At 69.6% G+C, this 12712-nt stretch carries 14 protein-coding genes; 7 read left to right on the top strand and 7 right to left on the bottom strand.

Features of this window, described 5'->3' with window-relative positions; translation table 11 throughout:
• Nucleotides 1–7: 7 nt before the first annotated feature.
• From AC3WPZ_RS10595 to crcB, 4 genes are all read left to right on the top strand, one after another.
• The gene (locus AC3WPZ_RS10595) at nucleotides 8–577 is read left to right on the top strand and encodes a TRAP transporter small permease (protein ID WP_444688692.1); all 570 of its coding nucleotides are present in this window, start codon (nucleotides 8–10) and stop codon (nucleotides 575–577) included.
• Complete coding sequence (locus tag AC3WPZ_RS10600) at nucleotides 578–1888, top strand: TRAP transporter large permease (RefSeq protein WP_444688691.1); 1311 nt, start codon at nucleotides 578–580, stop codon at nucleotides 1886–1888.
• 84 nt (nucleotides 1889–1972) lie between these two features.
• Nucleotides 1973–2965: a recombination-associated protein RdgC gene (locus AC3WPZ_RS10605; RefSeq protein WP_444688690.1), complete on the top strand. Its 993-nt coding sequence runs from the start codon at nucleotides 1973–1975 to the stop codon at nucleotides 2963–2965.
• 26 nt (nucleotides 2966–2991) lie between these two features.
• Entirely contained in the window at nucleotides 2992–3375 is a 384-nt protein-coding gene (gene crcB, locus AC3WPZ_RS10610; RefSeq protein ID WP_492439462.1) for a fluoride efflux transporter CrcB, read from the top strand.
• Here crcB and AC3WPZ_RS10615 read toward each other — a convergent pair.
• From AC3WPZ_RS10615 to AC3WPZ_RS10625, 3 genes are read right to left on the bottom strand one after another with little or no spacing between them, the layout of a single operon-like run.
• The gene (locus AC3WPZ_RS10615) at nucleotides 3362–4279 is read right to left on the bottom strand and encodes a helix-turn-helix transcriptional regulator (RefSeq protein WP_492439464.1); all 918 of its coding nucleotides are present in this window, start codon (nucleotides 4277–4279) and stop codon (nucleotides 3362–3364) included. The genes crcB and AC3WPZ_RS10615 overlap by 14 nt on opposite strands.
• The gene (locus AC3WPZ_RS10620; protein WP_492439466.1) at nucleotides 4276–6342 is read right to left on the bottom strand and encodes a xanthine dehydrogenase family protein molybdopterin-binding subunit; all 2067 of its coding nucleotides are present in this window, start codon (nucleotides 6340–6342) and stop codon (nucleotides 4276–4278) included. Before AC3WPZ_RS10620 ends, AC3WPZ_RS10615 begins: the two co-directional genes overlap by 4 nt.
• Nucleotides 6339–6809, bottom strand: a complete 471-nt coding sequence (locus AC3WPZ_RS10625) for a (2Fe-2S)-binding protein (protein WP_382323912.1) — start codon at nucleotides 6807–6809, stop codon at nucleotides 6339–6341. The genes AC3WPZ_RS10620 and AC3WPZ_RS10625 overlap by 4 nt, the downstream gene beginning before the upstream one ends.
• A 251-nt stretch (nucleotides 6810–7060) precedes the next feature.
• Here AC3WPZ_RS10625 and AC3WPZ_RS10630 point away from each other — a divergent pair, with 251 nt between their 5' ends.
• Nucleotides 7061–8248 carry a multidrug effflux MFS transporter gene (locus tag AC3WPZ_RS10630; RefSeq protein WP_492439469.1) on the top strand — a complete coding sequence of 396 codons (1188 nt, stop codon included), beginning with the start codon at nucleotides 7061–7063 and terminating at the stop codon, nucleotides 8246–8248.
• Here the strand turns inward: AC3WPZ_RS10630 and AC3WPZ_RS10635 are convergent.
• The 3 genes from AC3WPZ_RS10635 to AC3WPZ_RS10645 form a co-directional block, all read right to left on the bottom strand.
• Nucleotides 8245–8769: a P-loop NTPase family protein gene (locus tag AC3WPZ_RS10635; RefSeq protein WP_492439471.1), complete on the bottom strand. Its 525-nt coding sequence runs from the start codon at nucleotides 8767–8769 to the stop codon at nucleotides 8245–8247. The two genes, AC3WPZ_RS10630 and AC3WPZ_RS10635, sit on opposite strands and share 4 nt — an antisense overlap.
• 59 nt (nucleotides 8770–8828) lie before the next feature.
• On the bottom strand, nucleotides 8829–9011 hold the full coding sequence (locus AC3WPZ_RS10640; RefSeq protein WP_492439473.1) for a hypothetical protein: 183 nt from the start codon (nucleotides 9009–9011) through the stop codon (nucleotides 8829–8831).
• Nucleotides 9012–9104: 93 nt separating this feature from the next.
• A complete protein-coding gene (locus tag AC3WPZ_RS10645; RefSeq protein ID WP_382323909.1) occupies nucleotides 9105–10349 on the bottom strand; it encodes a serine hydrolase domain-containing protein in 1245 nt (414 codons plus the stop codon).
• 106 nt (nucleotides 10350–10455) lie between these two features.
• On the opposite strand from AC3WPZ_RS10645, the gene AC3WPZ_RS10650 reads away from it, so the two are divergent.
• Complete coding sequence (locus AC3WPZ_RS10650) at nucleotides 10456–10935, top strand: VOC family protein (protein ID WP_382159136.1); 480 nt, start codon at nucleotides 10456–10458, stop codon at nucleotides 10933–10935.
• Nucleotides 10936–10939: 4 nt separating this feature from the next.
• Here AC3WPZ_RS10650 and AC3WPZ_RS10655 read toward each other — a convergent pair whose 3' ends face one another.
• The gene (locus tag AC3WPZ_RS10655; protein ID WP_492439475.1) at nucleotides 10940–11626 is read right to left on the bottom strand and encodes a GntR family transcriptional regulator; all 687 of its coding nucleotides are present in this window, start codon (nucleotides 11624–11626) and stop codon (nucleotides 10940–10942) included.
• 56 nt (nucleotides 11627–11682) lie between these two features.
• Here AC3WPZ_RS10655 and AC3WPZ_RS10660 point away from each other — a divergent pair, with 56 nt between their 5' ends.
• On the top strand, nucleotides 11683–12669 hold the full coding sequence (locus AC3WPZ_RS10660; RefSeq protein ID WP_492439477.1) for a Bug family tripartite tricarboxylate transporter substrate binding protein: 987 nt from the start codon (nucleotides 11683–11685) through the stop codon (nucleotides 12667–12669).
• Nucleotides 12670–12712 lie beyond the last annotated feature (43 nt).

Below are 12712 nucleotides of genomic sequence, written 5' to 3' on the forward strand. Positions count from 1 at the left end.
TCCCACCATGACCCTGGATGCACCGGCCGCCGCGCGCGGCCCCGTGAGGCGCGCGCTGGACGGCCTGTACGCACTGGGGGGCGGCCTGGCCGCCCTTTGCGTGCTGGGCATCCTCGTGCTGATGGTCTGGGCGTCCCTCGGGCGCCTGCTCGAGTGGCGCGTGTCCTGGGTCAACGACGTGGTCTCCTGGCTCTGCGCCGCCGCCGCGTTCCTGGGCATGGCCTACAGCTTTCGCAACGGCGACTTCGTGCGCGTCACGCTGCTGCTGGAGGTGGCCAGCCCGCGCGTGCGCCCCTGGCTGGAGGTGTTCGCCCTCGCGGTGGCCACGGCCATGGTGAGCTACCTCGGGTATTGGGCCGCGCTGTTCACCTACGAAAGCTATGTCTTCAACGACATCGCGAACAACATGGTCGCCATCCCGATCTGGATCCCGCAGATGAGCGTGGTGGTGGGCACGGCCATCCTGATCATCGCCGCACTGGACGAATGCGTCACCGTGCTGCGCGGTGGCCGCCCGAGTTATGTGGTGCGTGTCGAAGAGCGGCACGCGCGCGGCGATTTTTCCGAGGAGCTGTGAATGGGCCTGCTTGAAATCGGGGCCCTGCTGCTCTTCATCCTGCTGCTGATGCTCAGCGGCGGCGTCTGGATCGCCATGACGCTGGCCATCGTGGGCTGGGTCGGCCAGGCCTTCTTCACCACCACCCTGCCCGGCAAGAACCTCTTCACCGCGTTCTGGGAAACCACCGCCAGCTGGGAGCTCGCGGCCCTGCCGCTGTTCATCTGGATGGGCGAGATCCTCTACCGCACCCGCCTGTCCGAACAGATGTTCGACGGCCTCTCACCATGGCTCTCGCGCGTGCCCGGCCGGCTGATGCACACCACCGTGCTCGGCTGCGGCATCTTCGGCTCGGTCTCCGGGTCGTCCGCCGCCACCTGCGCCACCATCGCCAAGGTGGCCCTGCCCGAACTCGACAAGCGCGGCTACGACCGCAACCTCGCGCTCGGCTCGCTGGCCGCCGCCGGCGGCCTGGGCATCCTGATCCCACCGTCCATCACCATGGTGGTCTACGCCGTGGCGGCCGACGCCAGCGTGATCCGCCTCTTCCTCGCCGGTTTCCTGCCAGGCTTTCTGCTGATGGCCCTGTTCTCCGGCTACATCATCTGGTGGAGCCTGCGCAACCCCGACAAGGTGCCGCCGGCCGAAGCCCCCACCACCTTCGCCGAGAAGCTGCGGCGCTCGGGCAGCCTCATCCCCTGCGGCCTGCTCATCGTCTTCATCGTCTGGGTGCTGGTCTCGGGCATCGCCACCGCCACCGAATGCGCGGCCTACGGCGTGGTGGGCTCGCTCGCCATCGCCGCCGCCAGCCGGGCACTGACCTGGCGCAACTTCTGGCAGGGCCTCACCGGCGCCACGCGGGTGAGCTGCATGATCATGTTCATCCTCGCGGGCGCGGCCTTCCTCACCAAGACCATGGCCTTCACCGGCATCCCGCGCGAACTCGCCGAGCTGGTCGAGCGGCTGCAGCTCTCGCCCTACGGCCTCATCTTCGTGCTGGTGATCGTCTACCTCGTGCTCGGCGCGGCGCTCGACGGCATCAGCATGATCGTGCTCACCGCCGCCGTGGTGCTGCCCATGGTCCAGCAGGCCGGCTTCGACCTCGTGTGGTTCGGCATCTTCATCATCATGCTGATCGAGATCGCCGAGATCACACCGCCGGTGGGCTTCAACCTCTTCGTGCTGCAGAACATGACCGGCATCGACAGCAACCGCATCGCCCGGGTCACCCTGCCCTTCTTCGCCTGCATGATCCTGGCCATCGCGCTCATCACGGTCTTCCCCTCCATCGTCACCGTGCTGCCCGACCTGTTCATGGGCAAAGAGTTGTAACAGAGGCCGGAACCCGCATCCTCTACACTGACGCATCCCCGCCGCCACCGTGCGGCGGTTTGCTTTTTTCCCGAGGATGTTCCCGTGTTCAAGAATGTGACGATCTACCGCATCGCGCCCGGCTGGGAAGCGACGCTGGAAGACATGGAAGCCGCGCTGGACGCGGCCCGTTTCGTGCCTTGCGGTGCCACGCAGGACAAGGCCGTCGGCTGGATCGAGCCGCGCGGCGAGGCCCATGGCCCGCTGGTGGAATCGGTGGCCGGCCAGCGCATCCTGAAACTGCAGATCGAGACCAAGGGCGTGCCCGGCTCGGTCGTCAAGAAAAAGGCCCAGGAAGAAGCCGACCACATCGAGGCCACCACCGGCCGCAAACCCGGCAAGAAGGAAACCAAGGCGCTGCGCGAAGACGCGCTGCTGGCCCTGCTGCCCCAGGCCTTCGCGCGTCAGATGACGGTGTGGGTCTGGATCGACCTGAAGAACGGCTGGCTGGTCACCGACGCCAGCAGCCAGGGCAAGCTCGACGAGGTCGTCACCGCCCTCGTGCGCGCCTTCGACGGCCTGGCCGTCACCCTGCTGCAGACCGCCGTGACGCCGCAGACCGCCATGACGCAGTGGCTCTCGGCCACCACGCCCGACGAATGGCCCGGCGGCTTCGCGGTGGAGCGCGAGTGCGAGCTCAAGTCCGGCGACGAGGAAAAGTCGGCCGTGAAATTCACGCGCCACAACCTCGCCACCGACGAGGTGCGCAAGCACATCACCGAAGGCAAGCTGCCCACCCGCCTGGCCATGAGCTGGGAAGGCCGCATCGGCTTCACGCTCACCGAATCGCTGCAGGTCAAGAAGATCAACTTCCTGGAAGGCGTGTTCGACGGCCGGCCCGATGAAGGCGAAAACGGCTTCGACGCCGACGTGGCCCTGTCCACCGGCGAGCTGCAGAAACTCATCCCCGAGCTGATCGAGGCCCTGGGCGGCGAGATGGCCTTCGGCGCCGCCGCCGACAGCGAGCCTTCGGCGTCGGCACCCGCCGCGCGCGAGGCCGTCACCGCCGACGCGGACGACGACGGCCCGCCGTTCTGATCCGCCTTCACTGAAACGCGCCGTCCATGCACAGCGTCATCGCCATCTCCCTGGGTGCCGTGCTCGGCGCGCTGGCCCGATGGCGCCTGAGCCTGTGGCTCAACCAGGGCGCCGCCATCCTGCCCTGGGGCACGCTGGCGGCCAACTGGATCGGCGCCTACATCGTGGGCGTGGCCGTGGTGTTCTTCCAGAGCCAGACGCAGATCGACCCGGTCTGGCGGCTCGCGGTCATCACCGGTTTTCTCGGCGCGCTGACCACCTTCTCCACCTTCTCCGCCGAAGTCATCGCCATGCTGCAGCACGGCCGCCTCGCGCTCGCCGTCGGCACGGCCGGCCTGCACCTGATGGGCTCGCTGCTGCTGACCTGGGTGGGCATGCGCACGGCCGCGATCTGGTTCACCCCAGCCTAGGCGTGAACTCGCTGCGGTAGAGCCCCGGCGTCATCGCCGTGTGCCGCTTGAACTGCCGGGTGAAATGCGCCTGGTCGGCGAAGCCGCACACATAACCCACCTGGGCCGTGGGCATGCTGTCCGCGGCCAGCAGCCGGGCCGCCCCGGCGAGCCGGGCCTTGGCCAGCAACTGCGTGAAGCTCAGGCCCTGGTCCGCCAGGCGGCGCTGCAGCGTGCGCGGCGACGAGGCCGCTTCCCGCGCCAGCGCGTCCACCGTCCAGCCCCGCCCCGGGTCGGCGGCGAGCCGGGCCTGGAGGTGGGCGACCCAGCCCTCGGGGGTCGCGGGTCCGGGTTCGGTCAGCGGGCTCTCGGGCCGGGCTTGCCAGCGCAACTCCCAGCTCGACACATCGTCCGGCCAAACGGGCGAGCGCCACGCGCGCTGGCTGCGGCTCCACACCGGTTGCCCGACCGGCCGGGCCTGCACACCCGGCGTGCGCAGGTATTCGCACAGCGCCACCAGAAAGCCGAACACCAGCAGGTCTTCGGCCGGCGTGGGCGGGCGCAGCGGGTCCAGCGACACGTGCCGCAGGCGCAGCAGACCGGGCTCGGGCTGGCTCACCCGCACGCGGTGGCGCGAATGCACGAAGCGCTCCAGGCGCTGCCAGCGCTGCAGCAGGTCGGGCGGATCGCGCGCGAGCGAGAGCGCCAGCAGCAGCGGCTCGTCGTCCATGCCGTGCACCGCCTCGCCCAGCCGCACGATCACGTCCGGCCCATGGGCCTGCCACAGCCGGTCGAGCCAGGCGCGCTTGTCCGCCAGCGGCACGTGCGCGCTGCGCACGGCCGGCGGGCCGTCGGCCGCCAGGCCCTGCCGCTGCAGGCCGGCACGCACCAGGCGCAACATGGCTTCGGACGCAAAGTCGTTCATGTGGTCGTCGTCTGGGCCAACAGGCCGGTGTCGATCGGGAACCGCTGGATGCGCACGCCGGTGGCCTCGCGCACCGCGTTGGCGATCGCCGCCGCCGTGGCCACGATGGCGGTCTCGCCCGCCCCGCCGGGCGCGCCCCCCGCCTCCACCAGCACCACCTCCAGCGGCGGAATCTGGTCCAGCGATGGTATCGGTGCTTCGGCAAAACTGCCGGGGCCGATGCGCGAGTCGACCGCCGCCAGCCGGTCGCTCAGCGCCATGCCCAGGCCCCACACGAGGTTCCCCTCGCACTGCGCGCGCACCTGGTCGGGGTTGATCACCGTGCCGCAGTCGTGCGCGCAGACCAGCCTCGCCACGCGCAGCTGGCCGCGCGCGTCCACCTCCACCTCGGCGACCACGGCCACGTAGCTCACCTGCTTGTAGATGCCGCAGGCCACCCCGCGCCCGCGCTGCACGCCCGACACCGCCGACGCGCCTGCACCGGCCCGTGCATCCGCCGCGCGCAGCACACGCGCCAGCCGGGGGTCTTCGGCGTGCCGCAGGCGAAACGCCAACGGGTCCACGCCCGCGCGCCGCGCGCATTCGTCGATGGCCGATTCCATGGCCAGCCCATTGGGCCCCGCGCCCAGGCCGCGCCAGGGCCCGGTGAACACCGGCAGGCGGTTCAGCGCGAACTCGGCGCGCTTGCGCGCGCAGCGGTAGGGCAGCTGCGCCCCGCGCGCCACACCCGCGTCGGTCACAAAGTCGGTCAGGCGCTGCATCCAGGCCGGCAGGCCCGCGTTGGTGAACAGGATGTGGCTGCTGCCGAACGCGTGCCACCACTGGTCCAGCTGGCCGTCGCGCAGGCGCACGCGGATGCGGTGGCTCGAGGGCGGGCGGTGGAAGCCCTGGCGGAACTCCTGCGCGCGCGTCCACTGCAGCTTCACCGGCTGCCGCACCGCCTGCGCGAGCACCGCGGCCTCCAGCTCCACCGTGCAGATCGTCTTGCCACCGAAGGCCCCACCCACCCGGCTGCCATGCACGCGCACGCGGTCTTCGTCCAGCCCCAGGCTTTTGCAGACCACGTCGCGCTGGTAGTACACGTCCTGCGAGCCCACCCAGAGGTCCAGCCCGCCCTCGGCATCGAAGGCGGCCACCGCCGCGCGCGGCTGGATCGGCGCGTGCGCCGCCAGCGGGATGTCGATGCGCAGGTCCACATCCCACGGTCCCTGCGCATCGATGGCGTCCTCGTGCACCCGGTACTTGAATCCCCCGTCGGCGAGGTGGCGGTCCACGTCCACCAAGTGGTCGATCTCGGCCTGCCCGAAGCTGCCCTGCGAAAGCCAGCGCGCCTCCAGCGCCGCCTCGATGCGGTCCAGCGCCCCCGGCGTGCGCGCGACGATGCCGACACCCTCGCTCGACGCCTGCCGCAGGCGCTCGTCGCGCACCAGGGCCACGAAGCCCTTCACCGCGCGCGCGGCGGCCTCGTTCATCGCGCCCAGTGTGGAGACGCGCTCGGCCGACACCGGCGCGCGCAGCACGCGGCCGAACAGCAGGCCCGGCAGGCGCACGTCCGCCACGTAGACCGCGGCGCCGCTCACGATGGCCGGGCCCTGTTCGATCGGCGCGGCGCGGCCCACGTGGCGGCCCCCGGGCTGGAACGCGCGCAGCTGGTCCATGGGCCGGGGCTCGGCCATGCGCTCGCCCTGGGTGTGGCCCGCCGCCAGCGCCTCGCGCAGCGTGGCACAGGCCTGGGCCAGCGGCAGGGCGAAGTCCTTCACCGATTCGCTGCCCACCGTGGCGCGCACGCGCGCCATCTCGCCGGTGTGCGGCAGGCGCAGCGTGAGCTGGTCCCAGCCGATGCCCAGCTCCTCGCACGCCACCTGCTTGAGCGCGGTGCCGATGTTCTGGCCCATCTCCACGCGCGGCAGCAGCAGCTCGTAGCGGCCCTCGCGGTGGCGCACCCAGCCCAGCGCGTCTTCGTAGCCCGCCACGGGCCGCTTGGGAATCACCGGCAAGGCGCAGCCGGCGAGAAAGGCCACGCTCAACGCGCCACCGGCCTGGAGCAAGGCGCGCCGCTTCACGGGCGGCCCCGCTGCAGCACCACAGCGCGCTGCACACCGGCGCGGATGCGCTGCTGCGTGCCGCAGCGGCACAGGTTGCCCGCCAGCGCTTCGTCCACGCGCGCCGGGCTGGGGGCCGGGTCCTGCCGCAGCAGGGCCACGGTGGCCATGATCTGGCCCGCCTGGCAATAACCGCACTGCGGCACGCGCTCGTCCAGCCAGGCCTGCTGCACCGGGTGCAGACCACCGTCCCGGCCCGCCAGCCCCTCGATGGTTTCCACGGCCTGGTTCTGCACCGCGCTCACCGGCAGCAGGCAGCTGCGCTGCGCCTGGCCATCGAGCAGCACCGTGCAGGCGCCGCACTGGCCCATGCCGCAGCCGAACTTGGTGCCCACCAGGCCCAGGTGTTCGCGCAGCACGGCGAGCAGGGTCTCGTCCTGCCAGTCGGGGTGGATGTGAAACCGCTGTCGGTTCACGAGGATGTTCATGGCGCTGCTCCGTTGAGGGGTGATGGCGCGCCACTGTCTCAGCCGGCGCGCCGCGCGTCTTGAAGATTCGCGCCACGCCGTGCTGGGGCAGAATGCCGCCATGGGCCGCGCACAGCCGGCCCGATTCCCGCCACGGGCCCCACCCAGCCCGATGGCGCATGACTCCTGTTGAACCCGGCACGAGCAGATCACGGTCGCGCAACCGCACGGCCCCCGGCGATGTGTCCCCTCAGCCCAGGCGTTCAACCCCCATGCAGACCACGGCCTCCCCGCGCCTCTCCGTCCTTATCGCCCTCTCGGCGCTGGCGATCCTGCCGCTCAACATGTTCGTGCCCTCGCTGCCGAACATCGCGCGCGACCTCGGCGCCGACTTCGCGCTCGTCAACCTCGCCGTCGCCGGCTATGCGATCGCCACCGCCGTCGCGCACCTGATCGCGGGCGCGATGTCCGACCGCTTCGGCCGCAAGCCCGTGGCGCTGGCCGCGCTGGCGATCTATACCCTCGCCTCCATCGGCTGCAGCCTGGCGACCGACATCACCACCTTCCTGGTGTGCCGCATGTTCCAGGCCACCGTCATCGCCGGTTACGCCGTGTCCCTCGCGGCCATTCGCGACACCTCGGACGAAGGGGGCGCCGCCAGCCGCATCGGTTATGTCTCCTCGGCCTGGGCCGTGGCGCCCATGATCGGGCCCACCGTGGGCGGCCTGCTCGACAGCGCCTTCGGCTGGCGCGCCAACTTCGTCGCCTTCGCCGTGCTCGGGCTCGCGGGCCTGTGGCTGGTGGCCTTCCACCTGAAGGAGACCAACCACCACCGCACCGCCTCCTTCGCCCTGCAGCTCAAGGGCTATGGCGAGCTGGGCCGGTCGCCACCGTTCTGGGCCTATGCCCTGTGCATGGCCTTCGGCATCGGCACGCTGTACGCCTTCCTCGGCGGCGCACCCCTGGTGGCGGCGCAGCTCGGCGGCTTGTCGAGCACGGCGCTGGGCGCCTACATGGGCCTGGTGCCGGCGGGCTTCATGCTGGGCAGCTACATCGTGGGGCACACCAGTTCCAGGCACGCACCGACCCGGTTGATCCTGGTCGGCCGCCTGCTCACGGCCGTGGGCCTGCTGGTGGGTCTGGTGCTGCTGGCCTCGGGCCTCACGCACCCGCTCGCCTTCTTCGGCCCTTGTGTGTTCGTGGGCCTGGGCAACGGCCTGACCATGCCGGCGGCCAATGCGCGCATCCTGTCCCTGCGCCCGCACCTGGCGGGCACGGCGTCGGGCCTGGCCGCCGCGGTGACGGTGATCGGTGCCGGCATCGTCGCGTTTCTCGCGGGCCTAGTGGTCAACGCGTCCAACGCCCACCTCGCCGTGCTCGGTGTGATGTGGGCCAGTTCGCTGCTCTCGCTGCTCGTGGCCCTGTTCATCGTGCACACCGAACGCCAGCGCCCGGCCTAGGCCGTGTGCCGCTCGATGAACGCCCGGGCCTCGGAGGGCCGGGTGATCTCCGTCCATTGGAGGTGGGCGTAGCGCGGATCCTCACGAAGGCCGGCGTACTTGCGCCGGTTCGTTTCGAAGGTGCGGTACGACCACAGCAGGAAGGAATCGCGCGAGAAGAACGACATGCGCAGCGACTCGCGGTTGCCTTGAAACAGTTCTTCGCGCGTCATGATGCGGCCGAGCGTTCGCCAGAGCAGGCGCGAGAACACCGTCCAGCGGCCGTAATTCAGCCACACCACCTGGGTGGCGCGGGGCCAGAGCACATCGCGCACGGCGCTGTAGTTGCCGTCGGCCACCCAGCGCTCTCCTTCGATGGCCGCCAGCACGGCACGCTCGAACTGTGCGTGCGGCACGGCTTCCCAACCTGGGCCCCAATAGAACCTGTCGAGTTCGATGTGCGGGCACTGTGCTGCCTTGCCCAAGGCCTCGGCGAAGGTGGACTTGCCCGCGCCGCTTGTTCCTACAACCAAAAAACGCATGCGCGCGATGCTAGCCCACACGCGGTGGTTGCTCAGCCTCTCGCGCGCTCCGCTGCGTTTCAGGCCATCTGGCGGGGACCCAACTGCGGGTGGGACAACCGCTGATCCAGCGGCGTGTCGTCGGGTTGCTCCAGGGCCATGCGGGAGGGTCCCTGTCGCCGCGGGGCCTCGCCCTGGCGCGCCTGGCGGCCCGTCCGGCCGCTTTTGCGGGGCGGATTGAAGTGGTGTTGCGGGGATGGCATGCTGGTCTCCGGATGTCTCGTGTCCGGAGTATTCGCCTGCGCCTTCTGGCCGTCTGTTGGGTAGCCCACAAACCGGGGGGCAGGCAGGCCTGCTCACCAAGCCCCGTATTGCTCGACCACCCCCCGCCACAAGGCCAGCAGCTCGGCCCGCGCCGCGCGGTCGCCCGCGGATTTCCAGACGGCCGTCTGCACCAGCACCAGGCGCAGCGCAGGGTCCACGAAGATCACCTGGCCGCGCACCCCGATGAGCGCGAACCGCGGCCGTGCACCTGGAAAGATCCAGACATGATTCCCGTAGCCAAAGTAGGAACTCGCCACAAAGGGCTGGGCATGGGGTTGTGCGACCGCGGTCGATTGCCGCACCCACGCAGCGGGAACGACCTGCCTGTCGCCCACCTGGCCTTCATTGGCCAGCAGCATCCCGAGACGGCCGTAGTCCCGAAGCGTCGCGTGCAGGAACGCGAAAGCCGCTTCCTGGCCAGCGGCATCGACCAGGAAGCTCGCATCGTCCTGAGCCCCCATGGGCTGCCAGATCCGTTCACTCAGGTAGTCGGCCGGCGCAACACCGGTGGCACCGCGCAGCACAAGACCGAGCGCCTGCGTGTCCGCGGACGAGTAGTAGAACAACTGGCCCGGCGCGATCCGGCGCTGGACATGCGGCAACAAGACGGCTGCCCCGCCCGGCGAGCGGCGCCCGATGGTGTCTTCGATGAGGGCGCCCAGGTCGTCGCGGCCGTCGTACTGCTCCGAAAACCGCACGCCCGACGACATCTGGAGCAGATCGCGGATCGACGTTTCACCATAGGGGTTGCCCGCCAGCGCGGGCACGTAGACCCGCGCCAGGTCGTCCAGGGAGCGAATGCGTCCTTCCTCCAAAGCGATGCCGATGAGCACGCCGACGATGGACTTGACCATCGAGGCCGACAGGAAGCGCGTGGCCGGACCCAGGCCGTACTGGTAACGCTCGAGCACCACCGTGTCGTCCTTGATCACCATGAGGCCCGTGACCCGCTGGCGATCCAGATAGTCGTTCACGCCAAGACGAAGGCCATCGTGCTGGTACACGAAAGCCGTTTCCTCGGGCGCGCGGGCGAGTGGCCTCGAATGCGCGCCCTTTCTGACGATGCGATGGGCCAGCGCCTGCTCCAAGGCCCCGCTGAAGGAGTTCAGCAGATGCTGGGGCTGCTCGTCCGCCACGAGATGCGATGCCAACGGGACGGGACCACCGGGCGGATAGCCTTGCCCTCCTCTCAACAGGGCGTCGTCCGGCGCGGCGGCATGGGCGACGCAGGCCAGCGTGAACGCCAGGCAGGCCGTTACAGCAGGTAAAGAGGTCATCAGAAGATGCTAACGCCGCCAGGTTCGCGGTCGCGGCGCTTAACGCGAGCCTCCGAAAGCGGTAAGGTGCCGGGTTCCTCTTGCTCAACGCTCAAGGAGACCCGGAATGATCCCCAAGAACACGATCTGCCTCTGGTTCGACCGCGACGCCCTGGACGCCGCGACCTTCTACGCCAAGACCTTTCCCGACAGCGCGGTCGGCGCGGTGCACCGCGCGCCGGGCGACTACCCCTCCGGCAAGGAAGGCGATGTGCTCACGGTGGAGTTCACCGTGGCCGGCATTCCCTGCATCGGGCTCAACGGCGGCCCTGTGTTCCAGCACGACGAGGCCTTCTCCTTCCAGATCGCCACCGACGATCAGGAAGAGACCGACCGCCTGTGGAACGCGATCGTGGGCAACGGCGGCCAGGAGAGCGAGTGCGGCTGGTGCAAGGACCGCTGGGGCCTGTCGTGGCAGATCACGCCGCGCACGCTCACCGAGGCCTTCACCGGCCCCGACCGCGCGGCGGCCAAACGCGCCTTCGACGCGATGATGACCATGAAGAAGATCGACGTGGCCGCCATCGACCAGGCGCGGCGGGGCTGAGGCCTCACACGCTCAGGAGACTCGCGGGGATGCCGCTGACGAATTCGGCGAAGTCCCGTCCACCGATCGCGATGTGCTCGGACATGGCCTGCCACGCGGCGGCCTCATCGCCATTCGCGATGGCGAGCGCGACCGCCTGGTGCTCCTCCACGGACCGGTGCATGCGCCCTGGCGAATCAAAGCGGTTGCGGGTGTAGCCCGCGGTTTTGGTGCGCATCTGGCGAACCTGCTCTTCCAGCAGTTCGTTGTGGGACGCGGACCAGATGGCGCGATGGAACCCGTCGTTCGCGACCTCGTACGTGCGCGCGGTGCCATCGGCCGCGATGCGGCGTCCCTGCTCCAGTGACGCCAGGATGGCCTGCCGCTCCGCGGCGGTCGCCCTTCTGGCGGCCAGCCTGGCGGCGGTCGCCTCCAGCTCGGCGATCAGCTCCAGGATGTCGCGCAAGCGCTGCAGCGACAGCTTCGGGATGGTGACGCTGCTTCGGGCTTCGTTGACCGCGAAACCCTGGGCCACCAACTGCAGGAACGCTTCGCGCACCGGTGTGCGGGACACACCGAAGCGCTCGCACAGCAGCTTTTCGTCCAGGGGTTCCCCGGGGCGGAGCGCGCCCGACGCCAAGTCTTCAAGGATCGCCAGGCGCACTTGCTCGGCGAACGTGCGCGCGCCTTTCGTGGGCTCGGCCACTTGCATGGTTGTGCTCATTTAAATATACTGAAGTCGATCGTAAATATATTAGGAGACGTTCAGTGAATATTCTAAAACAAGCGGTCGCTGCCGCCACCCTGGCGGCCGGCTTGGCCTTGCCCGGTCATGCCGTGTCCACCACAGGCCCTCTGTGGGTGCCGACCAAACCCATCAAACTGATCCTGGGTTACACCCCGGGCGGCGCGGCGGACGCCACCGCGCGCGAAATCGCCGGGGTCATGGAAAAAATCCTGGGGCAACCCATGGTCGTGGACTACCGCCCCGGTGCGGCGGGCTCCATCGGGGCCGAGGCCGTCGCGAACGCGGCGCCCGATGGCTACACGGTGGGCCTCATCGACAGCGCCCCACTGACCATCATCCCGACCACGCGCAAGGTGCCTTACGACCCCGTGACCGGCTTTGCCTACGTGGGCGTGGTCGCCCAATCGCCCTTGGTCATCCTGGTGAACCCCACGCTTCCCGTGCGCACGCTGCCGGAGCTGATCCAGCTGGCGCGCAAGAAGCCCGGCGCCCTGAGCTTCTCCACCTCAGGGCTGGGAAGCATCCACCAGATGTCCGCCGAACTGCTGAAAGCCGAAACCGGCACCTTCATGACCCACGTGCCCTATCGGGGTGCGGCCCCCGCCCTCAACGACCTGATGGGCGGGCAGGTGGAGGTGTCGTTCGCGACGATCGCGCCCGCCATCCCGATCGTGCAGAGCGGCCGGGCGCGCGCCATCGCAGTGACCTCGGACCGCGAGGTGCCGTCGTTCCCGGGCGTCAGGCCCGTGTCTCAACAGGGTGTCCCAGGCTATGACGCCCAGGGCTGGTTCGTGATGGCCTTGCCCAAGGGCACGCCGCAACCGGTGATCGAGCGCTTGAACGCGGCGCTGAACGAAACCCTGAACACCCCCGCCGTGAAGGACAAGCTCGTCGGTTTCGGCAACGACATATCGGCCAGCACCCCCAACGCAGCCTCGCTGCTGGTGAAGAGAGACTTCGAGAAATGGGCTCGCGTGGTGCGGGTGCAGCAATTGAAGTTCGAGTGAACCGCATTCCCCTCCCCTGTCTGAAAGCCCCCCTCATGTCCAC

The organism is Hydrogenophaga sp. FW305-3-2-15-A-LB1, from assembly GCF_058787875.1.